Annotated in this window: 20 protein-coding genes and 1 other RNA gene; 17 read left to right on the top strand and 4 right to left on the bottom strand. The window is 70.6% G+C overall.

Annotation, left to right across the window (positions count from 1 at the left end):
• Positions 1–53 precede the first annotated feature (53 nt).
• The 7 genes from pyrH to FS532_RS00380 are packed head-to-tail and all read left to right on the top strand — an operon-like array spanning position 54 to position 5,058.
• Positions 54–773 (top strand): UMP kinase, encoded by a 720-nt coding sequence (gene pyrH / locus FS532_RS00350; protein WP_144749363.1) that lies wholly within the window; start codon positions 54–56, stop codon positions 771–773.
• Positions 774–820: 47 nt separating this feature from the next.
• Positions 821–1,375 carry a ribosome recycling factor gene (gene frr / locus FS532_RS00355; protein ID WP_144749365.1) on the top strand — a complete coding sequence of 185 codons (555 nt, stop codon included), beginning with the start codon at positions 821–823 and terminating at the stop codon, positions 1,373–1,375.
• Entirely contained in the window at positions 1,375–2,370 is a 996-nt protein-coding gene (locus tag FS532_RS00360) for a phosphatidate cytidylyltransferase (RefSeq protein WP_186321847.1), read from the top strand. Before frr ends, FS532_RS00360 begins: the two co-directional genes overlap by 1 nt.
• Positions 2,371–2,417: 47 nt before the next feature.
• Positions 2,418–2,966, top strand: coding sequence for a DivIVA domain-containing protein (locus tag FS532_RS00365; protein ID WP_144749367.1), 549 nt, complete (start codon positions 2,418–2,420; stop codon positions 2,964–2,966).
• Between the two features lie 59 nt (positions 2,967–3,025).
• Entirely contained in the window at positions 3,026–4,003 is a 978-nt protein-coding gene (locus tag FS532_RS18955) for a lytic transglycosylase domain-containing protein (protein ID WP_260852440.1), read from the top strand.
• 12 nt (positions 4,004–4,015) lie between these two features.
• On the top strand, positions 4,016–4,321 hold the full coding sequence (locus FS532_RS00375) for a hypothetical protein (RefSeq protein ID WP_144749369.1): 306 nt from the start codon (positions 4,016–4,018) through the stop codon (positions 4,319–4,321).
• Positions 4,318–5,058, top strand: a complete 741-nt coding sequence (locus FS532_RS00380; protein ID WP_260852441.1) for an alpha/beta hydrolase — start codon at positions 4,318–4,320, stop codon at positions 5,056–5,058. The genes FS532_RS00375 and FS532_RS00380 overlap by 4 nt, the downstream gene beginning before the upstream one ends.
• Here FS532_RS00380 and FS532_RS00385 read toward each other — a convergent pair.
• Positions 5,055–6,899: a hypothetical protein gene (locus tag FS532_RS00385; RefSeq protein ID WP_144749371.1), complete on the bottom strand. Its 1,845-nt coding sequence runs from the start codon at positions 6,897–6,899 to the stop codon at positions 5,055–5,057. The genes FS532_RS00380 and FS532_RS00385 overlap by 4 nt on opposite strands.
• Positions 6,900–7,084: 185 nt before the next feature.
• On the opposite strand from FS532_RS00385, the gene FS532_RS00390 reads away from it, so the two are divergent.
• Positions 7,085–8,821: a hypothetical protein gene (locus FS532_RS00390; protein WP_144749373.1), complete on the top strand. Its 1,737-nt coding sequence runs from the start codon at positions 7,085–7,087 to the stop codon at positions 8,819–8,821.
• Positions 8,818–9,819 (top strand): tetratricopeptide repeat protein, encoded by a 1,002-nt coding sequence (locus FS532_RS00395; protein WP_144749375.1) that lies wholly within the window; start codon positions 8,818–8,820, stop codon positions 9,817–9,819. Before FS532_RS00390 ends, FS532_RS00395 begins: the two co-directional genes overlap by 4 nt.
• A gap of 81 nt (positions 9,820–9,900) precedes the next feature.
• On the opposite strand, the gene glgB is transcribed toward FS532_RS00395, so the two are convergent.
• The 3 genes from glgB to FS532_RS00410 all read right to left on the bottom strand — a co-directional run bounded on the left by glgB (position 9,901) and on the right by FS532_RS00410 (position 16,843).
• Entirely contained in the window at positions 9,901–12,537 is a 2,637-nt protein-coding gene (gene glgB, locus FS532_RS00400; protein ID WP_260852442.1) for a 1,4-alpha-glucan branching protein GlgB, read from the bottom strand.
• Positions 12,534–14,534: an alpha-1,4-glucan--maltose-1-phosphate maltosyltransferase gene (locus FS532_RS00405; protein ID WP_186321848.1), complete on the bottom strand. Its 2,001-nt coding sequence runs from the start codon at positions 14,532–14,534 to the stop codon at positions 12,534–12,536. The genes glgB and FS532_RS00405 overlap by 4 nt, the downstream gene beginning before the upstream one ends.
• 278 nt (positions 14,535–14,812) lie before the next feature.
• Positions 14,813–16,843, bottom strand: a complete 2,031-nt coding sequence (locus FS532_RS00410; protein WP_144749377.1) for a glycogen debranching protein — start codon at positions 16,841–16,843, stop codon at positions 14,813–14,815.
• 58 nt (positions 16,844–16,901) lie between these two features.
• Here FS532_RS00410 and FS532_RS00415 point away from each other — a divergent pair, with 58 nt between their 5' ends.
• The 8 genes from FS532_RS00415 to FS532_RS00450 all read left to right on the top strand — a co-directional run bounded on the left by FS532_RS00415 (position 16,902) and on the right by FS532_RS00450 (position 23,477).
• Positions 16,902–18,065 carry a cysteine desulfurase family protein gene (locus tag FS532_RS00415; RefSeq protein ID WP_144750719.1) on the top strand — a complete coding sequence of 388 codons (1,164 nt, stop codon included), beginning with the start codon at positions 16,902–16,904 and terminating at the stop codon, positions 18,063–18,065.
• 10 nt (positions 18,066–18,075) lie between these two features.
• Complete coding sequence (locus FS532_RS00420; protein WP_144749379.1) at positions 18,076–18,528, top strand: hypothetical protein; 453 nt, start codon at positions 18,076–18,078, stop codon at positions 18,526–18,528.
• 73 nt (positions 18,529–18,601) lie between these two features.
• Entirely contained in the window at positions 18,602–19,711 is a 1,110-nt protein-coding gene (prfB, locus tag FS532_RS00425) for a peptide chain release factor 2 (protein WP_079236311.1), read from the top strand.
• Between the two features lie 51 nt (positions 19,712–19,762).
• Positions 19,763–20,521 (top strand): cell division ATP-binding protein FtsE, encoded by a 759-nt coding sequence (ftsE, locus tag FS532_RS00430; RefSeq protein ID WP_079236310.1) that lies wholly within the window; start codon positions 19,763–19,765, stop codon positions 20,519–20,521.
• Positions 20,518–21,432: a permease-like cell division protein FtsX gene (gene ftsX / locus FS532_RS00435; protein ID WP_079236309.1), complete on the top strand. Its 915-nt coding sequence runs from the start codon at positions 20,518–20,520 to the stop codon at positions 21,430–21,432. Before ftsE ends, ftsX begins: the two co-directional genes overlap by 4 nt.
• A gap of 153 nt (positions 21,433–21,585) precedes the next feature.
• A complete protein-coding gene (smpB, locus tag FS532_RS00440) occupies positions 21,586–22,062 on the top strand; it encodes an SsrA-binding protein SmpB (protein WP_022907777.1) in 477 nt (158 codons plus the stop codon).
• A gap of 95 nt (positions 22,063–22,157) precedes the next feature.
• Positions 22,158–22,535: a transfer-messenger RNA gene (gene ssrA, locus FS532_RS00445) on the top strand.
• Positions 22,536–22,697: 162 nt separating this feature from the next.
• A complete protein-coding gene (locus FS532_RS00450; protein WP_144749381.1) occupies positions 22,698–23,477 on the top strand; it encodes a hypothetical protein in 780 nt (259 codons plus the stop codon).
• Positions 23,478–23,579 lie beyond the last annotated feature (102 nt).

Consider the following 23,579-nt stretch of genomic DNA (forward strand, 5'->3'; position numbering starts at 1 on the left):
TTCGCGCGCACCGCGCGTGTACATTTCCCCAAGACGACGAAGGGTGCACACAGATGACCGACGAGAAGACCGGACGACGCCGCGTACTGCTGAAGCTGTCGGGGGAGGCGTTCGGTGCCGGGACCCTCGGGGTGAACCCGGACGTGATCGGCGCTATCGCCAAGGAGATCGCCACCGCAGCACAGGACGTCGAGATCGCGATCGTGGTCGGTGGCGGGAACTTCTTCCGCGGCGCCGAGCTCTCGCAGCGCGGCATGGACCGTGGCCGGGCTGACTACATGGGGATGCTCGGCACCGTCATGAACGCCCTCGCCCTGCAGGACTTCCTCGAGCAGGCCGGTGCCGCGACCCGCGTGCAGTCCGCCATCTCGATGACGCAGGTCGCCGAGCCGTACATCCCGCGGCGCGCCGAGCGGCACCTCGAGAAGGGCCGGGTCGTCATCTTCGGTGCCGGCGCCGGGCTGCCCTACTTCTCGACCGACACGGTCGCGGCACAGCGTGCGCTCGAGATCAAGGCGGACGAGGTCCTCGTCGCCAAGAACGGCGTCGACGGCGTGTACACGGCGGACCCGAAGAAGGACGCCAGCGCCGAGAAGCTGCACCACGTGACCTACCAGGACGCGCTCCTGAAGGGCCTCAAGGTCGTCGACGCGACCGCGTTCTCGCTCTGCATGGACAACGGCATGCCGATGCACGTCTTCGGCATGGAGGGCGACGGGAACGTCGCAGCCGCCATCCGGGGCGAACGCATCGGCACGGTGGTCAGCAACTGACCTCCGCCGCTGACTAGACTCGACGCCAGTACCGAAGGAGAACCACCGTGATCAGTGATGTCCTGACCGAAGCCACCGAGAAGATGGCGAAGGCCGTGGAGGTCGCCAAGGACGACTTCTCGACCGTCCGAACCGGCCGGATCAACGCCGCGCTCTTCCAGAAGATCCCGGTCGAGTACTACGGCACGCCGACGCCGCTCGCGCAGCTCGCGTCGCTGCAGACACCCGAGGCGCGCACGCTCATCGTGACGCCGTACGACAAGTCGGCGCTCAAGGAGATCGAGCGCGCGATCGCGACGTTCCCGAACCTCGGGGCGAGCCCCTCGAACGACGGCGAGATCGTCCGCGTGACGATCCCCGAGCTCACGCAGGACCGCCGCAAGGAGTTCGTGAAGCTCGTGCGCGGCAAGGGCGAAGACCACAAGGTCGTCATCCGCAACATCCGCCGACGCGCCAAGGACGACCTCGACGCGCTGAAGGGTGAGATCTCCGACGACGAGATCTTGCGCGGTGACAAGGACCTCGAGGCCCTGACGAAGAAGCACGTCGATCAGATCGACGACGCGCTGAAGAAGAAGGAAGCCGAACTCCTCGAGGTCTGATGCCCCGTCCAGACCAGGGCGGCGATGACCGCCCCACAGATCAGAAGCGTTCCGCCAAGGGGCTGCGCCAGGACTTCGACGCACGGGCACGAGCTGCCCGGACGGACTTCGAGGCGCAGCTCCGGCAGCGGAAGGCCGACTTCGGCGCCCGCAACGAGGCGCTGACCGCGCGCACCGGCCGGAACCTGCCGGCAGCGATCGGCATCGCCCTCGCGTTCGCGGTGGTCATGCTGGGCTCCTTGCTCATCTGGACGCCGTCGTTCATGGTCGTCGCGGCGTTCCTGCTCGGCGTCGGCGTGTACGAGCTGGCGAGCGCGATGCGTTTCGCCGGTCGGGACGTCCCGCGGATCCCGAGCGTGCTCGTGGCCGTCGGTGTCGTGCCTGCCGCGTACCTCGGCGGGCAGATCCCGGCGCTGTTCACGCTCCTCGGTGGCATCGTCTTCATCAGTCTCTGGCGTCTGGTCGAGGTGGCCCTCGCCCGGACGAAGCCGCCGGCGGCCAACGTCGTCCGTGACCTCACCAACGGACTGTTCGTCCAGGCGTACATCACGCTGCTGGGCGCCTGCGTCGTGCTGCTCTCCGCCCAGCCGGACGGCAAGCTCTGGGTGATCGCGTTCATCCTCGTGGTGGTGGCCGTCGACACCGGCGCGTACGCGACGGGGTTGAACCTCGGCAAGCACCCGATGGCACCGCGGATCAGCCCGAAGAAGACGTGGGAGGGCTTCGCCGGCTCCGTCGCGGCGAGCATCCTCGTCGGGATCATCGTCAGCTGGCTGATGCTCGGACTGCCGTGGTGGATGGGCATCATCCTCGGTGTCCTCATCTCCGGTTCCGCCACCCTGGGGGACCTCACCGAGTCGATGATCAAGCGCGACCTCGGCATCAAGGACATCTCGTCGTTCCTCCCCGGGCACGGCGGGCTCCTCGACCGGATCGACAGCATCCTGCCGTCGGCCGCCGTCGCGTACGTCCTGTACCTCGTCGTCAACCACTGACCGCGCGTCCAGGTCACACCAGGGTCCGGTCCTGGCAGAATGTCGCCGTGGCCACCACCTTCCCGAACGCAGACCGCTCCGCCCTCGGATACGACGTCGACGAGGTCGAGCGTTTCCTCGAGGACGCTCGTCGTGCCTACACGGCGAACGACAGTGCTCCCGCGATCGAGGCAGCGAAGATCCGTGCCACGGCGTTCTCGATGCGCAAGGGCGGCTACTCGACCGCGCACGTCGACGCCGCGCTGGAGCGCCTCGAGGACGCCTTCGCTGCCCGAGAGCGCGAGCGTGAGATCGCCGACATCGGACAGAAGGCCTGGTACGCCGAGGCCCGCGCGAAGGCATCCGACGTGGTCGAGCGACTCGAACGTCCGGACGGCCAGCGGTTCAGACGGGTCAGTGTCCTCGGCACCGGCTACCACCCGAAGGACGTCGACGCCTTCGCCAAGCGGCTCGGGGGCTACTTCCGCGAGGGCAAGCCCCTCAGCCTCACCGAGGTGCGTTCGATCGTGTTCCGGCCGAAGCACGGGGGCTACCGCGAAGGCCAGGTCGACGCGCTGCTCGACGCCGTCGTCGAGGTCATGCTCGCCGTCCGCTGACGACGCGCTCGCACGGGTGCTTCGCTTTCCGTGATGATTCCGTTACCCTGGTCGTACTCATGGGCAGGCACACGGCAGACCTCAGCTCCGACCGCGATACCCGCGAGCACCTCGGCCTCTCGGCCGCCGGTGAGCGCCGCGCGGCACTGAACCGAACCCGCACGGCGGAGAACTCGGTCCTCACGGCGAACCCGACGGCGGTGACGGCATCGGTGCCGACCGCTCCCGGCAGTGCTCCGAAGTCGGTCGCAGCGAACCGCGTGTCGGACACCGAAGCCGCACAGGCATCCGTGGCGCGGGCGGTCCCTTCGACGCCCGCCGACCCCCGCATCGTCAAGCAGCGCCGCGCCCGAGCGATCGCCGCGCCAGCGAAGCCCAGCAGCGCTCGCGGTGTGAACTCGTTCATGCGGAAGCGTGCGACGATCCCCGCACTGTCGTTCTTCGCGGTCTCCGGCATCGTCGTCGGCTCGCTCTTCAACCCGCTGCAGCCCGACGTCGCGCAGGCCGCGGTCTCCGCACCCGTGCTGGTGAAGGCACCCGTCGCGCCGCAGGAGTACACCACGCACGGCACCTACGCCGCGTTCGACGTCTCGCGTGACGAGTACGGCGTGACCGTCCCCAAGCCCAAGGTCACCGAGGCGCCCAAGACCGACACGACCGACGACGCCACGGACGCCGACGCCACGACGAGCGTCAGCGCCTCGAACACGCTCGCAGCCGTCGCGGCCACGCCCGACCCGGGCAGCGCCCAGGCGATCGCGCTCCAGATGGTCACCGCCCGTGGTTGGGGCACCGACCAGTACAACTGCCTGGTGTCGCTCTGGAACAAGGAATCGGGCTGGCGCGTGAACGCGTACAACCCGAGCGGGGCGTACGGCATCCCGCAGGCGCTCCCCGGCAGCAAGATGGGGACCGTCGGCGCCGACTGGCAGACCAACCCGGCCACGCAGATCACGTGGGGCCTGAACTACATCTCCGGCGTGTACGGCACCCCGTGTGGCGCGTGGGGACACAGCCAGTCCTTCAACTGGTACTGATCGGCAGTTCCGGTGCCGCGCAGCAACCGGCCGCGGCGACCCCGCGGTCGTGACCTCGAGCACGAGGACGAACCGTCCGGCCTCGACCGGTTGATGAGCTCCTGGAAGCGCACCGAGGTCCGCCGGGGCCGTGAGTACCTCGTGCAACCGGTGTCGGCGACGTCGGCGCAGAAGGAGTACGTCTGCCCCGGCTGTGGCGGCACCGTGCTCCCCGGGACCGCCCACGTCGTCGTGTGGCGGGCCGACGGCGTCCTCGGCGACGAAGCCGACCTGGCGTCCCGTCGCCACTGGCACAACCACTGCTGGAGCATCGCGTGACCCACGACACCGCCGCCGAGATCCGCTCGAACACGGAACTGCCTGCCCGACGTACCGACGTCGAGCTCGTCACGGACGACCACCTCACCTTGGTCGGCGAGCTGGCCGAACCCCTCGATCGTCCCGCGCGCGGCACGATCGTGACGCTGCACCCGCTCCCGACGGCGCACGGGTTCATGGACTCGCACGTCCTGAAGAAGGCCGCGGCTCGCCTGCCGGCCCTGGCGGACATCGCCGTGCTGCGCTTCAACTTCCGGTCGGTGACGTCGCCCCGCGGGACCTCCGACGGCGTCTTCGGTGACGGTGTCTCCGAGGGGTTCGACCTCCGGGCCGCCGTGACGGACGTCGTCGACCGCGGCCTCCCGACACCGTGGCTCGTCGGGTGGTCCTTCGGCACCGAGGTGATCCTCAAGCACGCGCTGGAACACGTCGAGGCGGGCCGGGTCGCCGGAGTCGTCCTGCTGTCGCCGCCGCTGCACCGCACGTCCGACGACGAGCTCGCGCGCTGGGCCGACGTCGACGTGCCGGTGGTCGCGCTGATCCCCGAGCACGACGACTTCCTGCGGCCGGACGAGGCGGCACGGCGGTTCGTCCTCGCGCCGAACGTCCGGGTCGTCCCGGTCGAGGGTGCGAAGCACCTGTGGGTTGGGGAGCGCTACGTGCGGATCGTGCTCGACGCGATCGCCGACCTCGTCGTGCCGGGCAGCGCGCCGCTCCCGACGCACGTGCCCGCCTAGCGGTCGGTCGTGTCCTGGCGGTCGTCGTCGGCCGCGCCGTCGGTGTCGATCGCCGGTGCGTTCCCGAGCAGGCCGGTCGCGTGGGTGAGCACGCCCCGGAGGTTCTCGAGGTAACCGGCGACCGCATCACGCTCGGTGCGGATGGCAGCGAGACGGTCCTCGGACTCGGCGATGATGCCGGCGGTGCGTTCCTCGGCGTCGGCGACCATCTTGTGCACGCGGTCCTGCGCGTCCGCGACGATCGTCCGGGCGTGCTCTTGCGCGTCCGAGGTGCTCGACCGTTCGAGGTCGTCGGCTTCCTGCTGGAGACGTTCGGCGCGCTCCCGGGCCTCGGAGGCCCGGCGGGTCGCCTCGGCCAGCTGCAGGTTCGCCTCGTCGAGGTACTTCTGCGTCTCGGTGACGGTGTCGTGGTGCTTCTGCAGGTAGTCCTGCTCCGCGTCGTCGCGACGGGCGGCGAGCTCCGACTCGAGCGTGGTGCGGGCCTCGTCGCGCTCCCGGGCGATCTCGGCGCGGACCTCGTCGCGCTCCTTCGTCAGGTCGGCACGCGCGGTGTCGATCTCCTGGCGGAGGGCGGTGCGCTCGGCCTCGAGGGTGTCGAGCTCCGCGGTGCGTCGATCGGCGATCTCGGTGTCGACCTCGGCGTGCTCGCGCTCCCGGCGGGCGGCGAGCTCGTTCTCGTGCTCGCGAGCAGCGCGCTCGGCGACCGCGGTGGCTTCGGCGCGCTCGCGGTCGATGCGTGCGGCGTGCTCGTCGAGCTCGCGGGCGATGCGGTCGGCGGTCTCCTGCACCAGGCGGGCGTTCTCGGTCCGGGTCTGCTCCTCGTCCACCCGGAGCTGGGCACGGGCTGCCTCGGTCTCCTGCTGCAGGGCCGTGCGGGCACCGGCGAGCTCACGCTCCCACTCGGCACGTGCGGCGGCGAGCTCCTCGTCGAGGACACGGCGGCGGTCGGCGAGCTCGGTGTCGATCTCGGAACGGCGGCGTTCGACCTCGGAGGCGAGGTCGGCGCGCCCGGTCTCGAGTTCGAGCGCGTGCGCCTGCTGCTGTTCGTCCCGCTCGCGGTGCCAGGCCGCGCGGCCCTCGGTCACCTCGCGCTCGAGTGCGTCGCGTCGCGTCGTCTCCTCGTGGTCGAGGTCCTCGACGCGGCGGGCGTGGTCGGCCTCGAAGACGCTCCGACGGTGCTCGGTCTCGCGGTCCAGGTCGGCAGCGGCCTGTCGGGCGCCGGCGGACTCGCGCTGGGCGATCTCGCGCAACTCGGCGACCTCGTGCTCGACCTGGGCGCGGAGGGCGTTGGTCTCGCGGATCGCGATGGAGCGGACCTCGGCGGCCTCGGTCACGGCGGCACCGCGGATCGCGGCGGCCTCGTTGCGGGCGTCCTGCGTGAGGAGCCCGGCCTCGGCGCGGGCGCGCTCGACGGTGTCGGCGGACTCGGCGCGGGCACGGGTCAGCTCGTTCGTGGAACGGGTCCGTGCGTCCTCGAGGGTGTCGCGGGCCTCTTCCTGCGCCTCGCGCAGGGTGCGGTCGGCCTCGGCGCGGCTCGACGCTCGGAGTCGCTGGGCGTCGATGTCCGCCTGGCTGATCAGCCGGGTGGACTGTTCCTCGGCGACGCGGAGCGTGGACTCGAGGCGGGTGCCGAGACCGCTGTACGTGGGGGTGCCCGCCTCGTCGAGCTCGCCCTGGAGCTCGGAGACCCGCGACTGCAGGAGTCGGATCTCCTTCGCGGCGTCCGCCCGGTCGTTGTTCGACTTGATGAGCTCGCGGCGTAGGTCGTTCAGCGAACGGTCCACGTCTTCGCGGCGGTACCCGCGCAGCTCGGTCCCGAACTCTGCCTCGTCGTTCGCCACGTGTTCGCTCCTGGGTGCTCGGCGGAGGGCACAGGGAAGGCCCGGCCACGATTGTAGTGGCGCGTCGAGACCGTCGGCTGTGACCGCGGACAGCGGCGGGGGATGCGCCGTCCAGGCTCGCTCGCTATCCTGGAGCGCTGATTCGCGCGCCGTCACCCCACCCCGGCGCGGTAGGGAGAAGATCCGTGCGATTCGTCCTGGCGATCGTCAGTTTCGTCATCGGTCTGGTGCTCGTCGCGCTCGCGGTCGGCCAGCGGACCGTGTTCGAGCCACCGTCGTCGCTCGTCGCGTCGTCGTCCTCGAAGAGCTCCGCGCCGGTGACGGTGATCCCGGGCTCGACCCTCAACGCGAACCCCGGCTACCAGCGCATCAACGTCGCTGGCTCCGGCAAGGTGTTCGCGGCCTACGGCAAGACCTCCGACGTCGACGCCTGGGTGGGCGACGCGAAGCACACGACCATGCGGTTCGACGCCGACCAGGCGAAGCTCGTCGGCCGGACGACCGGCAGCGAGACCACGGTCCCGGACCCCGCCGGCAGCGACCTCTGGTACCAGGAGTACGACGGCGCCGGGCAGTTCACGGTGCGGCTGCCGAAGGACGTCTCCGTGATCATCGTCGGCGACGGCACGGCCGCGGCCCCGAGCGACGTCTCGGTCACCTGGCCGCGGGACACCGCCACCCCGAGCGTCGGGCCGTTGCTCGTCGCCGGTGGCGTCTTCCTCGTCGGTGGCCTCGTGCTGCTCGTCTGGGCGTTCGTCCACCAGCGCCGAGGCCGCGGTCCGCGTCGCCGCAGCGGCGGTTCGCGTCCGCCGCGTGTGCGTGCGTCCCGTCGGGCCGCCGCCGCCGGCGCGCAGGTCCCCGCCCGTGGTCGGCGAGGTCGGCGCGCGTTCGTGGCGATCCCGGTCCTCCTTGTCGGTGCCCTCGGCCTCGCCGGGTGCTCGGCCGACTACTGGCCCCAGGGCGGTTCCGCAGCGAGCCCGACCCCCACGGCGACGGCGACCGGTGCGGCTGCCCAGACCGAGCCGACCGCCGCGACCAAGCAGCAGATCAGCCGCATCGTCGAACGGGTGGCCGCGGTCGCGAAGCAGGCCGACGCGACACGCGACGGCCGGCTCGCGGGGGAGCGGTTCACCGGCGCCGCGCTCGACCTCCGCAAGGCCAACTACACGATCCGCGCGAAGGACGCCGACGTCGACGCCCCGCCGGCGATCTCCGCCGACCAGGTCTGCGTGGCGCTGCCCCAGCAGACCGACTCGTGGCCGCGCACCGTGTTCGCGGTCGTCGCCGAGGACTGCGACGCCAAGTCCGCGCCCCAGGCCCTCACGCTCGTGCAGGACTCCGCGCGTGACGACTACAAGGTCGCGTACGACGTCTCGCTCGAGGCCGCGGCGAAGATCCCGAGCCTAGCGCCCACCTCGATCGGTGCCGCCCTGCTCGCGCCGAACACGAAGCTCCTGTCGGTCGCGCCGGACCAGATCGGCACGGCGTACGGCGACATCCTGTCGAAGGACAAGGACAGCTCGTACGCGTCGCTGTTCCAGGCGGACGGCGACGGCCTCCGGTCGACGATCGGCAAGGCCTACAAGGACAAGAAGTCCGCGTCCCTGCCCGACACGGCCAAGATCGAGTACTCGTCCGAGGTGCCGGAGGACAGCGCTGTGGCGATCGCCACGGACGGCGCGGGAGCGCTGGTCTCCGCCGAGCTGAACGAGGTCGAGAAGGTCACGCCGACGGCCGCGGGCGCCGAGGTGAACACCGAGGGTGCGGTCAAGGCGCTCTCCGGTGTCGACTCCAGCACGAGGGGCATCAGCGCCACCTACGGCGTGCAGCTGCTCTTCTACGTGCCCCCCGTGGGCACCGATGACAAAGTGGTCCTGCTCGGGTTCACGCAGGGCCTGACAGCAGCGAGTGAGGTGCAATGACCAACGTCCCCCCGACCCCGTCCGGTCTCCGCGGAGCCGTCGACCTGTCGTCCCTCGTCGACCGCGCGCAGCGGCCGCCCCAGCCCCCGGCACCCGCCGGCGGACCGGCGGGCATTCCCGCCGCCGGCGGCCCCGGCAGTGAGACCGGCGCCGACCTGACCGTCCCGTCGCTCGTCCTCGACGTCACGGACCAGTCCTTCCAGGACGTCCTGCAGCTCTCCACGATCGTCCCGGTGATCGTGGACATCTGGGCGGAGTGGTGTGGGCCGTGCAAGCAGCTCTCGCCGATCCTCGAGCAGCTCACCGCCGAGTACGACGGCCGCGTGCTGCTCGCCAAGGTGGACGCGGACACCAACCCCCAGCTCGTGCAGGCCTTCCAGGCGCAGTCGATCCCGACCGTGGCCGCGCTCATCGGCGGACGCCCGCTCGGGCTGTTCGTCGGCGCACTGCCCGAGGCGCAGGTCCGCGACGTGTACGAGCAGGTGCTCGCCGCCGCGGCCGAGAACGGCGTCTCCGGCCGTGTCACGGTCGACGGAGCGGCCCCGGCCGACGCCGTGGAGCAGGGCGAACCCGAGCCGGAGCCCTTGCCGCCGCACCACCAGGCCGCGTACGACGCGATCGAGCAGGGCGACTACGCGACCGCGATCCAGGAGTACAAGACCGCCATCGCGCAGGACCCGCACGACCAGATGGCCGTCGCGGGGCTCGCGCAGGTGTCGCTCCTCGACCGACTGAACGGGCACACCGCGGACGAGATCCGTGCCGCGGCCGCCGCCGACCCGTCGGACGTCGCGGCGCAGCTGGCCGTCGCCGACCTGGACATCTCCGGCGGCCACGTCGACGACGCCTTCGGGCGCCTGCTGGACCTCGTGCCGACGGTGTTCGGCGACGCGCGCGAACCGCTGCGCGTCCGCCTGGTCGAGTACTTCGAGCTCATCGGCACCGAGGACCCGCGCGTGGTCGCGGCCCGGCGTCGCCTGGCGAGCGCCCTGTACTGAGCGCACCGCCAGAACGGACTGGAGGCGCGGTGCCAGCTGGCACCGCGCCTCCAGTCCGTCTTCTGGGTACGTCTACCGCGTCTACCGCGCCAGCTTCAGCCAGACGGCGCCGAGCGGCGGCACCACCAGGTGCGCCGACGCGGGGCGTCCGGCCCACGGGGTGTCCTCCGCGGTGACGACGCCGAGGTTGCCGACGCCGGACCCGCCGTACTCCGCGGCGTCGGTGTTGAGGACCTCGTGCCAGGCGCCCGCCGTGGGCAACCCGAAGCGTCGCTCCACCGGGACCCCGGAGAAGTTCACGAAGACGGCCAGCCGGTCGTCGCCGTCCTTGCGGAGGAACCCGAGCGTGGAATGCGGTGCGTCCCCGCCCTCGATCCACTCGAAGCCGTCGGCGGTGGCGTCGTGGGTCCAGAGCGCCGGGGTCTCGCGGTACACCCGGTTGAGCGACGCGACGAGGTCCTGCACGCCCCGGTGTCCCGGGTCGTCGAGCAGCCACCAGTCCAAGCCGCGGGCCTCGGACCACTCGGTGGGCTGGGCGAACTCCTGGCCCATGAACAGCAGTTGCTTGCCGGGGTGCGCCCACATGAAGGCCAGGTAGGCACGCACGTTCGCGAGCTTCTGCCACTCGTCGCCGGGCATCTTGCCGTACAGGGAGCCCTTGCCGTGCACGACCTCGTCGTGGCTGATCGGCAGGGTGAACTGCTCGCTGAACGCGTAGACGAACGAGAACGTGATCTCGTCGTGGTGGTAGCTGCGGTACACGGGTTCGCGCTCGATGTACTGGAGCGAGTCGTGCATCCAGCCCATGTTCCACTTCTGGCCGAAGCCGAGCCCGCCGGCGCTCGTGGGCTGGGTGACCCCCGGCCACGAGGTGCTCTCCTCCGCGATCATCACGATGCCGGGGTAGCGCTTGTACGCGGTGGCGTTGGTCTCCTGCAGGAACGAGATCGCCTCGAGGTTCTCCCGCCCGCCGTGGATGTTCGGCAGCCAGTCGGTGCGCGAGTAGTCGAGGTACAGCATCGAGGCGACGGCGTCGACCCGCAGCCCGTCGATGTGGAACTCCTCGAGCCAGTAGAGCGCGTTGGCGACGAGGAAGTTGCGCACCTGCGGCTGCCCGAAGTCGAACACGTACGTGCCCCAGTCGAGCTGTTCCCCACGGCGGGGGTCCGGGTGCTCGAACAGCGCGTACCCGTCGAACTTGCCGAGTGCCCACTCGTCCTTCGGGAAGTGCCCGGGGACCCAGTCCATGATCACGCCGATGCCCGCCGAGTGCAGACGGTCGATGAGGTACCGGAGGTCGTCCGGGGAGCCGAACCGCGCGGTCGGAGCGTAGTAGCCGGTGACCTGGTAGCCCCACGACCCGCCGAATGGGTGCTCGGACAGCGGGAGGAACTCCACGTGGGTGAACCCGAGGTGCTGCACGTGGCCGATGAGCTGGTCGGCGGCGTCGCGGTACGACAGCCCTGGTCGCCACGAGCCGAGGTGGACCTCGTAGACGCTCATCGGGCGGTCGTGCGTGGTCGTCTTCGCCCGGTGCTCCATCCACTGCGCGTCGCCCTCGGACCACGTGTAGTCGGACGAGGTGATCACGGACGCCGTCAGGGGCGGGACCTCGGTGCGGCGGGCGAACGGGTCGGCTCGTTCCACCCAGCCGGAGTCGGTGAGCAGCTGGAACTTGTAGCGCTGTCCCTCGAGCGCGCCGGGCCAGAACAGCTCCCACACGCCGAGATCGGTCAGGCGGCGCATCGCGGTGGTGCGGCCCTCCCAGCCCTCGAAGTCGCCGATGACGCGCGCGGCCGTCGCCCGGGGTGCCCACACCGTGAACGAGACGCCGTCGACGCCGTCCACGGTCGTGACGTGTGCTCCGAGGTGGTGCCACAGCTGCTCGTCACGGCCCTCGCCGAAGAGGTGCAGGTCGAGCTCGCCGATCGTCGGGGCGAACCGGTACGCGTCGTCGGTCGTCCAGGTCGCGTCGTCGGTGTCGGTGGACTCGTCGTAGTCGTAGTCCGCCTCGACCCGGTAGCGACCGAGTCCGCCCGCGACGGCTCCGGCCCACAGGCCGTCGCCCTCGTGCGTCAGCTCGATGTCATCGCCGTCGGGGCGGACGATCCGGACGGCGTCCGCGAGGTGGCGGACCACCCGGACGCTCGTGCCGCCGTCGACGGGGTGCGGGCCGAGGACGTCGTGCGGCTGCGACCAGCGGGCCTCGGCGACCTGCTGGCGGAGCCAGTCCTCGAGCGGAGCGGGACGCGGCTCGGCAGCAGCATCGGGAGCGGCCGTCGACGGGGCTCCGGGTGTCGGCGCCGCCGTCGGTGCTGACGGTGCTGCGGGTGCGCCGCTGCCCACGGCCTCGGCCGCGATGTGCCGCGGGTGCGCTGCGTCGGAGGCATGGCCGGCCAGCGTCGCGGACTCCGCGACTCCGCGGTCGGGAGCCTCGTGCGGTGCGGCGGGCGCCCCGGGCAGGTCCTCGCCGGGGGCGGAGACGCGCGGTTCGTACCGCTGCGTCGGAGGCGTCGTCGGCCGGGCCTCGTACGGCTCCGGAGCCACCGGTGCGTCCGCCCGTTCGGCGGCGACGTGGTGCGCGGGGTGCGTCGGACGCGGCGTGTCGGACGGCATGCGGCGCGGGAGGACCGGCGGCGGGGGCGGCGGGACCGCCGGCCCGCCGGGGGAGTCGCCCCGGGCCTTCCGTGCGTCGTCCTCGGGGTGGGTGTCGGTCATCGGTGGGGTCCCTCCACGACGAGCAGGTGCACGGGTTCCTGGAACGCGTCCAGGCGGACGTAGTTCGACGATCCCCAGACCCAGCGCTGGCCGGTCACGACGTCGCGGACGTCGAACGCCTGCTCGGAGTCGAGACCGAGCGCGGCGAGGTCGAGGTGGACCGTGGTCTCACGGGCCGAGTGGGGGTCGACGTTCGCGACGACGATCACGGTGTCGTCGCGGCCCGACCGGATGAACCGGCCGGGAAGGTGCTTCGAGTAGACGACGATCGCCGGGTCCTCGGCGTCGTGCACGTGCAGGTTCCGGAGCTGGCGGAGCGCGGGGTGCGCCTGCCGGAACCGGTTCAGCATCGTGACGTACGGCGCGAGGCTCGCTCCCTCGGCCTCGGCCAGGGCGAAGTCGCGGGGCTTGTACTCGTACTTCTCGTTGTCGATGTTCTCTTCCGAGCCGGGACGGGCGACGTCCTCGAAGAGCTCGTACCCGGAGTACATGCCCCACGTCGGCGCGCCCGTGGCGGCGAGCGCCGCTCGGATCTTGTAGCCGGCGCGACCACCGAACTGCAGGTACTCGGTGAGGATGTCCGGCGTGTTCACGAACAGGTTCGGGCGCAGGTACGCGCTCGTCTCGTGGGAGAGCTCGTCGAAGTACTCGGCGATCTCGTCCTTGGAGTTGCGCCACGTGAAGTACGAGTACGACTGCTGGAAGCCGACCTCGGCGAGCGCCCGCATCATCGCCGGGCGCGTGAACGCCTCGGCGAGGAACACCGTGTCCGGGTGTTCGTCGCGGACCTCGCGGATGACGCGCTCCCAGAACCAGAGCGGCTTGGTGTGCGGGTTGTCGACGCGGAAGATCCGGATGCCGAAGGCGATCCAGTGGCGCAGGACCCGGAGGACCTCGGTGACCAGGCCCTCGGGGTCGGAGTCGAACTGGATCGGGTAGATGTCCTGGTAGCGCTTCGGCGGGTTCTCGGCAGTGGCGATCGAACCGTCGGCGCGCTGGGTGAACCAGTCCGGGTGCTCGGCGACCCACGGGTGGTCGGGAGAGCACTGCAACGCGAAGTCGAGGGCGACCTCCATCCCGGTGTTCTTCGCCGTCTCGACGAAGTCGCGGAAGTCGTCCTCGGTGCCGAGGTCGGGGTGGATCGCGTCGTGTCCGCCCTCCGGCCCACCGATGGCCCAGGGGCTGCCCGGGTCGTGCGGCCCGGGGGTCAGGGTGTTGTTCGGCCCCTTGCGTGCGGTCGTCCCGATGGGGTGGATCGGCGGCAGGTAGACGACGTCGAAGCCCATGCGGGCGACCCCGGGCAGGCGGCGGGCCGCGGTGCGGAAGTCGCCGCTCTTCCAGGAGCCGTCGGCGTTCTTCTTCGCGCCCTCGCTGCGGGGGAAGAACTCGTACCAGGCGCCGACGCCCGCGCGGGTCCGCTCGACGTCGAGCAGCTGCGTCGGGGAGTGGGTGCGGAGGGAGGTCAGCGGCGCCTCTTCGACCTCGGCGGTGATGCGCGGGTCGTCGACCGCGGCGAGGCGCTCGGCCGGGTCGAGGTCGGTGTCGCGGATGCGTTCGGCGGCGCGGGTGGCCGCGGGGGAGTCGGTCTCCGCTGCCAGGCGATCGAGCAGCACGGCGCCGTCGAGCAGGGTCGCCTCGGTGTCGACGCCGGCGGCGATCTTCAGCCGCGCGCCGTGCAGCCAGCTCGCCCAGTCGTCGGCGTAGGACTCGACGTGCCACGTCCACACACCGGTGTGGTCGACCTGCACCGTCGCCTCGTAGCGGTCGGTGCCGGCGGCGACCAACAGCAGCGGCACGGTCCTGGTGCCCCCGTCCGGTCGTTCGAGGACGAGGTCGGCGCCGATGACACCGTGTCCTTCGCGGAAGACGGTGGCGCCGAACGTGATCACCTCGCCGTCGAACGCCTTGCCGGGGAATCCGTTCGGCGTCGTGGGGGCGAGTTCGGTGATCGGGATGCGCCCGATCTTCGGTCGGCGGGGTCGGTCTGCGGTGGCCACGGAGCCGACGCTACCCGGCGAGGGCCTCCGCGTTCCCCGGAACGTGCCGTCTGTGGAGAGCCGGGCGCGCCGTGGAGTTGTGGAGGGACGGACTGGAGGCGCGTGGCGGCGCCGCCACGCGCCTCCAGTCCGCCCGTCTCGCTGCCCGCGCGTTCTTGCCCATCGCAGTCGCAGTGGAAAGCGGAATCGCGCGGAGGAGGCAGGAAGGAACGCCCTCCTACGAGCGGAACGGCCTCCTAGGCGCGGAACGGCCCCCGACGCGCGGAACGGCCGGACCGTCAGGCGATCTCGAAGACGTGGATCCCCGGGCCGTACGCCGTGAAGACCTGCCCGGCCGGCCGGAGCCGCTCGTGGTCCCGGTGCTTCTCGCTCGACCACGCGAGGCGGTACCCGACCAGGTCCTCGCGCACGGGCAAGGTGATGTCGCGCGTGCGCCCGCTGCCGTGCACGACCACCAGGACCCGGTCGAACGGCTCGTGCTCTGGCGTCGACTCGGCGAAGTACTGCAGGGCGCGGTGGATGGGCTGGTCCCAGCCCTCGAGCGTCATCGGCTGCCCGTCCGGCCCGTACCAGGACATCCGCGAGGCTCCAGGTGTCTCCTGCCCCTCGACCCCGAAGCGCGTCGGCCGGAGCGCGGGGTGCGCCGCCCGGAGCCGCGCCAACGACGCGACGGCCGACGTCATGGCCTCGGCGTCCTCGTCGTCGGACCAGTCGACCGGGGTGAGGTCGTCCGACACCACGTACGCGTTGTTGTTCCCGTGCTGCGTGCGGCTGCGCTCATCACCGGCGGTCAACATGGGGACACCGGCGGAGAGCATGAGGGTCGCGGCGAGGTTCCGCATCGACCGCCCGCGGGCCGCGCGGACCCCCCGGTCGGCGGTGTCGCCCTCGATCCCGTGGTTGAACGAGCGGTTGTCGTTCGAGCCGTCGCGGTTCTCCTCGCCGTTCGCCTCGTTGTGCTTGCCGTCGTACGACACCAGGTCGAGCAGGGTGAAGCCGTCGTGGGCGGTGACGAAGTTGATGCCGGCGAGCGGTCCGCGTGCCGTGTCGAAGAGACTCCTCGATCCCGTCAACGCATCAGCCAGCCGGCCGATGCCGTGCGCCGGGGCACCGTTCCGGCGTTCCTCGGCGATGTCGGTGAGCCAGAACTGCCGCACGGTGTTCCGGAAGCCGTCGTTCCACTCGCTCGTGCGGGTGCCGAACGATCCGGTCTTCCAGCCGTCGGGTCCGACGTCCCACGGCTCGGCGATGATGAGCGTGTCCCGCAGGTCCGGGTGGTTCCGGATCCGGTCGAGCAGCGGGTGCGCCGGGTCGAACACGTGGTCGGCATCCCGGCCGAGCGCTGCCATGAGGTCGAAGCGGAAGCCGTCGACCTGCACGTCCCGTGCCCAGTACCGCAGGCTGTCGACGATCAGGTCGGCCGTGGCCTCGACCGAGGTGTCGAGCGTGTTCCCGCAGCCGGTCGTGTCGTAGTAGGCCGCCGGCTCGCCGTCCGGAAGGCTCGCCCACCGGTACCGGTTCGCCCCGTCGATGCCCCGCAGCGAGCTCGTGGGGCCGCCGAGTCCTTCCTCGGCGGTGTGGTTGTAGACGACGTCGAGCACGACCTGGATCCCGGCAGCGTGCAGCAGCCGGACCATGCCCTTGAACTCGCGGAGCACCGCCGACGCGCCCTCGGCACGCGCGCCGGGGGAGGCGTGGGCGGTGTGCGGCGCGAAGAAGCCGAGGGTGTTGTAGCCCCAGGCGTTCTCGCGTCCGGCGTCCCGCAGCCACCGCTCGGTGTCGAACGCGTGCACCGGCAGGAGCTCGAGCGTGGTCACACCGATCCGGTGCAGGTGCGCGATGGTGCTCTCGTGCGCGATGCCGGCGTACGTGCCGCGGAGGTGCTCGGGGACGGCGGGGTTCGCGGCCGTCAGGGTCCGGACGTTCGCCTCGTACACGACGGTCCGGTCGAGCGGCGTCGTCGGCTTGACCACCCCGCCCCAGTCGAACGCGTCGTCGACCACCACGCCCGTCCACCGCGAGTCCGCACCACGGACGATCCCGCGGGCGTACGGGTCGAGCAGCGGACGGGTGGGATCGAACGCGTGCCGCGGGCCGGCCGGTCCGTCGACGAGCAGGTGGTAGGTGTCGCCCGCCTCGACACCGGGGACCTCGCCGCTCCAGACGTCGCCGGACTGCGTCAACGGGACGGTCCCGCGGCCGTCGACCACGACCGACACGGCCGTCGCCGAGGCGGAGCGGACCGAGAACCGCGGGACACCGGCCCCCAGGGTGAACCCCTGGGTCTCGTCGATCGCGGTCTCGTGCATGCCCACCAGGGTACGAGGACCCGCGGGTATCCTGGAAATGCTCGTTCAGGGGGTGCAGATGCCGGTCTACCTCGACCACGCCGCGACGACGCCGATCCTGCCGGAGGCGCTCGCCGCGTTCACCGCTGCGCTCGGCACCGTCGGCAACCCGTCGTCGATCCACAGCGCCGGGCAGCAGGCGAAGATGCTGCTCGAGGACGGCCGTGCCGCGGTCGCCGCCTCGCTCGACGCCGACCCGGTCGAGGTCGTGTTCACCTCGGGCGGCACAGAGAGCATCAACCTCGCGGTCAAGGGCATGTTCTGGGCGCGGCAGCAGGACCGGCCGCGGCCCCGCATCGTCGTGCCCGGCGGCGAGCACCACGCGACCGTCGACACGGTCGAGTGGCTCGAGCGCCACGAGGGCGCGGTCGTCGACGTGGTCCCGTTGGACGCGCAGGGTCGCGTGGACCTCGCCGGCCTGGAGGCACGACTCGCCGACGCCTCGGACGTCGCCCTGGTCACGTTCCTGTGGGCGAACAACGAGGTGGGCACCATCCAGCCCGTGTCACGGATCGTCGAGCTCGCGCACGCCGCGGGCGTGCCCGTGCACAGCGACGCGGTCGCCGCCTACGGGCAGGTGCCGGTGTCGTTCGCGGCCTCCGGCCTCGACGCAATGAGCGTGTCCGCGCACAAGATCGGTGGTCCGGTGGGCATCGGCGCGCTCGTCCTCGGGCGGAAGGCCACGGTCGAGCCGCTCATCCACGGCGGGGGTCAGCAGCGCCAGGTGCGGAGCGGCACGCAGGACGCCCCGGCCGCTGCGTCGTTCGGTGTCGCGGCGGCGATGCCCCACGCGGACGTCCGGGCGCTGCGGGACCGACTCGTCGCCGGGGTCCGGGCCGCCGTGCCCTCGGCGGTGCTCATGGGGGACCCGGTCGACCGGCTGCCGGGCAACGCGCACTTCACGTTCCCGGGGTGCGAGGGCGACTCGCTGCTGTTCCTGCTCGACGCCGCCGGGGTGGCCGTGTCGACCGGTTCGGCGTGCCAGGCCGGCGTGCCCGAGGCCTCGCACGTCCTGCTCGCGATGGGGCTGTCCGAGCAGGACGCCCGCGGAGCACTCCGGATCACGCTCGGGCACACCACGACCGACGCCGACGTCGACGCGTTCCTGGCTGCGCTGCCGGACGCGGTGGCGCGGGCGGGGGCCGCGGGGATGGCGTCGCGTGAACCGATCCTCGGACGCTAGGCCGCGCGCTGTGTCCCTCCGCGTGTCCGCCGCCGTGCTGCTGGCCGTGCTCGTCGGGACGACGGTGGCCGGCTGCGTCGCCGCCGGCCCGCGCGACGGCTTCCTCACGCTGTCGGGGTCGGATGCGACCGAGCCGCCGACGTGCACGGTCGCTGCGCCGGTGAGCGTCGAGACGCTGGACGGCACGGATCTGCAGTCGTGCCTGCCGTTGGGCCAGGAACTCGTGTTCCCGGACGGGTACCGGGAGATGCTCGGCGAGACGTCGGGCAGTTCCGCCAGCGCTCCCGGTGCGGGGTTCGTGTACAACTGGGTCTCCGTCGGACGATGGGGCCTCGTGGCTGCCCGGGCGTCGGACGACTGCTCGGACGTGCAGGAGTGGGGGCACCCGGAGGCGCTCCGACGTGTCCACGAGGCGTTCGGCGCCGACTGGGCGTGCGACGACGCGACCGCGTCTGCCCGGTGACCGGCGTGGCGGAGGCGAGCCGCGCCTCCAGGCGGTCAGCCATGTGGAACGCACGCCGGTAGGATCGGTGACCATGGTCGAACTGGACTTCACCGAGCAGATCTCCGCCCTCCGCGAGACCTTCGGCAACATCCGCTCGGTGGTCGACGTCGACCGCCTGCAGCGCGAGATCGCCGACCTCAGCGAGCAGGCCGGGGCCCAGGACCTCTGGGACGACGTCGAGCACGCGCAGCAGGTGACGAGCGCGCTCTCCCACCGGCAGTCGGAGCTGAAGAAGGTCAACGACACCGAGCGGCGCATCGACGACCTCGAGGTGCTGGTCGAGATGGCGAACGAGGCCGACGACCAGGAGTCCGCCGACGAGGCCGCCGCTGAGCTCAAGGCGATCCAGAAGACCATGGGCGACCTCGAGGTGCAGACGCTCCTCGACGGCGAGTACGACGACCGTCCCGCGGTCATCACGATCCGTGCTGGTGCCGGTGGCGTCGACGCCGCGGACTTCGCCGAGATGCTGCTGCGCATGTACCTCCGCTACGCCGAGCAGCACGGCTACAAGACGACCGTGATGGACACCTCCTACGCGGAAGAAGCGGGCATCAAGTCCGCCACGTTCGAGGTCGACGCGCCGCACGCGTTCGGCACCCTGTCAGTCGAGGCCGGCACCCACCGACTCGTCCGGATGTCGCCGTTCGGTGCAGCGGGCAAGCGCCAGACGTCGTTCGCCGCGGTCGAGGTCATCCCGCTCATGCCGGAGACCGCCGTCATCGACATCCCGGAGAACGACATCCGCGTCGACGTCTTCCGTTCCTCCGGCCCCGGCGGCCAGTCGGTCAACACGACGGACTCCGCGGTCCGCCTGACCCACATCCCGACCGGCACCGTCGTCTCGATGCAGAACGAGAAGTCGCAGATCCAGAACCGTGCCGCCGCCATGCGCGTGCTGCAGTCGCGACTCCTGCTCCTGAAGAAGGAAGAGGAGAACGCGAAGAAGAAGGAGCTCGCCGGCAACATCACGGCGAGCTGGGGCGACCAGATCCGTTCCTACGTCCTTGCGCCGTACCAGATGGTGAAGGACCTCCGGACCGAGCACGAGGTGAACAACCCCTCAGCCGTGTTCGACGGTGACCTCGACGGGTTCATCAACGCGGGCATCCGCTGGCGCAAGCAGTCGGTCGATTCCTGAGCCGCGCGCCTCGGTTGATTTCCTGGCGGGGCGACCTACCCTGATCCGGTCATGATCAAATTCGACCAGGTCACCAAGGTGTACTCGGGCAACCCGAGTCCCGCGCTCGACGCCATCTCCCTCGAGATCCTCAAGGGGGAGTTCGTCTTCCTCGTGGGCGCGTCCGGGTCCGGCAAGTCCAGCTTCCTCCGCCTCGTGCTGAAGGAGGAGAAGCCGTCGCGCGGGCAGATCCACGTGCTCGGACAGCGTCTGGGCGCCCTGTCGTCGCGCAAGGTCCCGTACTTCCGCCGCAACCTCGGCGTGGTCTTCCAGGACTTCCGGCTCCTCCCGAACAAGAACGTCTTCGACAACGTCGCGTTCTCGCTGCAGGTGATCGGCAAGAGCAAGGGCTTCATCAGCGAGGCCGTCACCGACGTGCTCAAGCTCGTGGGCCTGGCCGGCAAGGCGACCCGCATGCCGCACGAGCTCTCCGGTGGTGAACAGCAGCGTGTCGCGATCGCCCGCGCGGTGGTCAACAAGCCGGCGATCCTGCTCGCCGACGAGCCGACCGGAAACCTCGACCCGACGACCTCGGCCGGCATCATGGCGCTCCTCGAACGCATCAACCAGGGAGGCACCACCGTGCTCATGGCGACCCACGACGCCAGCATCGTGAACCAGATGCAGCGCCGCGTCATCGAGCTCTCGAACGGGACCATCCTGCGCGACGAGCAGTCGGGTGGTTACCAGACCCAGGCGGTGCCGATCCAGCGCGGTGGTGGCGTCTCGAACACCACCGGCATCCAGACCATCCCGGGGATCATCCGATGAGGCTCGGGCTCGTCATGTCCGAGGTCGGCTCGGGCCTGCGGCGCAACGCGTCCATGGTGGTGTCCGTCGTCCTCGTGACCTTCATCTCGCTGACCTTCGTCGGCACCGCGATCCTGCTCCAGATGCAGATCAACCAGATGAAGGGGTACTGGTACGACCGGGCGCAGGTCGCGGTGTACCTCTGCACCGACACCGACACCACCGGCAACTGCACCGGCGCCAAGGCCACCGACGACCAGCGGCAGCAGGTGCAGGCGCAGCTCGATTCCTCGACCCTCAAGCCGTACATCGAGAAGACGTACTACGAGGACCAGGACCAGGCGTACGACCGCTTCAAGCAGCAGTTCAAGGACTCTCCCGCCACGGAGTTCGTCAAGCCCGAGTACCTCAACGAGACCTTCTGGGTGAACCTGAAGAACCCGTCCCAGGCGGACGTGCTCGTCGAGAGCCTGTCGAAGGTCGCCGGCGTGCAGAGCGTCGTGGACCAGCGCGGGTACCTGCAACCGATCTTCAACCTGCTCAACGCGTCGTCGTACACGGCGATCGGCATCGCGTCGCTGATGCTCATCGCGGCCGTGCTGCTCATCGCGACGACGATCCGCCTGTCGGCCTTCAGCCGAAGGCGGGAGCTCGGCATCATGCGCCTCGTCGGGGCGTCGAACCGGTTCATCCAGACACCGTTCGTGCTCGAGGGGGTGATCGCCGCGGCCATCGGGGCGGTCCTCGCGGGCGGGGCGATCGTCGCCGTGGTGTGGTTCTTCGTCCGGAACTACCTGGCGCAGCGGTTCTCCGGCACGGCGTTCATCGGGATGGGGGACGCGGCGGTCGTGGTCCCGGCGGTGATCGTCATCGGCATCGTCCTGGCGGGGCTGTCCGCCTTCGTGGCGATCCGCCGGTACCTCAAGGTCTGACGCGCGGCCGCGTCGGCCCGCGCGGTCGTGTTCGCTCGGCACGGTCTGATGCCTGGTCGCGTGTGCGGCGCGCCGGGAAGGTGCGCCGTACGCCGTGCGTTCGGTAGTCTGTAGGGCTGCGCATCCGCAGCGACCGCCCGGGAGGAGACACGCATGGCGAAGGAACGCGGCGAGAAGATCGTGGCGACGAACCGTCGCGCGCGTCACGACTACCTGATCGAGGACACGTACGAGGCCGGCATGGTCCTGTCCGGCACCGAGGTGAAGTCCCTCCGTGAGGGGCGCGCGTCGCTCGTCGACGGGTACGCCTTCATCGACGGCGGCGAAGCCTGGCTCGACGCCGTGCACATCCCCGAGTACACCGAGGGCACGTGGAACAACCATGCGCCGCGGCGGAAGCGGAAGCTGCTCCTCCACAAGCAGCAGATCGTGAAGATCTCGCACAAGACGGCCCAGGGTGGCTACACGCTCGTGCCGCTGCAGATCTACTTCCACGACGGCCGGGCCAAGGTGGAGATCGCGGTCGCGAAGGGCAAGCGTGAGTTCGACAAGCGCCAGGCCCTGCGCGAGAAGACCGACAAGCGCGAGGCCGAGCGGGCCATGCGCACCCGGAACCGCGTCGGCGAGTAGCGCTGATCGGTCTCGGTCGGTAGACTGAGGGACTGCTCCGAACGGGGCATTGGCAACTCAACAGCGTGACAGCGGCTCGCACGTCCGGCCCGCATGGGGATGATCGGTTTCGACATTGCCTGTGTGCCGACGGGAAGCGGGCCGAGGACCCACGGTTATCTCGTTAACGATCCGTGGAAACCAACAAGTGCCAATTCCAAGCGCACTGACTTCGCTCTCGCTGCGTAAGCAGCCCAGCACATGAAGTCCGTCGGCCAGGTGATCGTCTTCTAACCTGAGTTCCGGCGTCATCCAGAGGACTTGCTGCACGGTTGCGCCTCAGGGCCGTGCGGGACTTGCACTGAGACTGGGCCCGTCGTCCTAGAAGCCGGTAGCAAAGGACGGGGCCGAGCAGAACGAACCATCCGGATACGCCCGTAGAAGACGTCGAATTGCAGCGATGGACGGGGGTTCGATTCCCCCCATCTCCACCATTCGCCGAACGCCGAGCCGCTGTCACGCTGACGCCACACCGAACGCCCCGACGCCGTCCCTGGATGGTCTCGGGGCGTTCGCTGTTCCGCCACCCGCGCGGACTACGATCCGGGTCAGGTGCGGGAACTCGCCCGCGCTGATCCCGAACGAGAGGTCCACGCGTGGTGCAGGAGATCGCGATCCGAGTCCGTCTGCGAGAGCAGGAGCGAGTGGTGCTCGCCGACTACGAGCGGGCGGTCGCCTCAGTCGCGACGGTCGCTGCGTTGGCCGCATGGCTCCCGACGCCGGACGCCCGGTTGGTCATCCGCGGGCGCGGGGCCGAGCCGGTGCGTCTCGAGACGGTGACCTACGGGTCCGTGATCGAGATGCTCGTCGTGCTCGACCAGCGGTCACCGGCGGTGGAGCGGGGAGCCGCTGCCATCGCGGCGCTCGTCGAGTCGGTGCGGCACGAGCACGTCGAGGACGACGTCGCCGGGGTCGCCGGCGAGCTCGACCGACTGGACCGGTCGGCGCCCCGCGGGCGGTCGGTGGTGGAGCGGACGCTGCGGGCGTTCCTCGAGGGCGCGCGGGCGGACGTCCTCGCCAGGAAGACCACGACCCGGGTGCGGGCGGCGCAGGCGCTCCTGCGTCTCGCCGAGGATGGGGCATCGCTCGTCGTCGAGCGGGTGGACGATGCACTCGCGCCGGTGGTCGAGGAGCACGCGGTCGACGTCCTCACCGACACGGGCAGCGCGGTCGTCGTCGAGCCCGTGGACGGCATCGGGTCGCCGGAGCAGGAGCCCGAGCCGGAGCCGGAGCCCGAGCCGGAGAAGGCGTCGAAGAAGGCTGGCAAGAAGAAGTCCGACAAGAAGAAGTCGTCCGACAAGAAGAAGAGCAAGAAGGACGACGGCAAGAAGAAGGCGAAGAAGGACGACGGCGGGAAGAAGGCGAAGAAGAAGTAGCCTGAGTGCTTGTACAGCACATTTGTTTCCATTGTGTTAAACAATCCGGCGAAAGTGCTGTCACGGTGCCAGAGTCGATGAGCGCGGCCCCCGTTCGCGGGA

Source organism: Curtobacterium pusillum (genome assembly GCF_007673235.1).
Classification (GTDB): Bacteria; Actinomycetota; Actinomycetes; order Actinomycetales; family Microbacteriaceae; genus Curtobacterium; species Curtobacterium pusillum_C.

Coding starts and splice junctions, on each gene's coding strand:
- pyrH (WP_144749363.1), top strand. CDS start 54: ATGACCGACGAGAAGACCGGACGACGCCGCGTACTGCTGAAGCTGTCG.
- FS532_RS00360 (WP_186321847.1), top strand. CDS start 1,375: ATGCCCCGTCCAGACCAGGGCGGCGATGACCGCCCCACAGATCAGAAG.
- FS532_RS18955 (WP_260852440.1), top strand. CDS start 3,026: ATGGGCAGGCACACGGCAGACCTCAGCTCCGACCGCGATACCCGCGAG.
- FS532_RS00395 (WP_144749375.1), top strand. CDS start 8,818: ATGACCAACGTCCCCCCGACCCCGTCCGGTCTCCGCGGAGCCGTCGAC.
- glgB (WP_260852442.1), bottom strand. CDS start 12,537: ATGACCGACACCCACCCCGAGGACGACGCACGGAAGGCCCGGGGCGAC.
- FS532_RS00410 (WP_144749377.1), bottom strand. CDS start 16,843: ATGCACGAGACCGCGATCGACGAGACCCAGGGGTTCACCCTGGGGGCC.
- FS532_RS00415 (WP_144750719.1), top strand. CDS start 16,902: ATGCCGGTCTACCTCGACCACGCCGCGACGACGCCGATCCTGCCGGAG.
- prfB (WP_079236311.1), top strand. CDS start 18,602: ATGGTCGAACTGGACTTCACCGAGCAGATCTCCGCCCTCCGCGAGACC.
- ftsE (WP_079236310.1), top strand. CDS start 19,763: ATGATCAAATTCGACCAGGTCACCAAGGTGTACTCGGGCAACCCGAGT.
- ftsX (WP_079236309.1), top strand. CDS start 20,518: ATGAGGCTCGGGCTCGTCATGTCCGAGGTCGGCTCGGGCCTGCGGCGC.
- smpB (WP_022907777.1), top strand. CDS start 21,586: ATGGCGAAGGAACGCGGCGAGAAGATCGTGGCGACGAACCGTCGCGCG.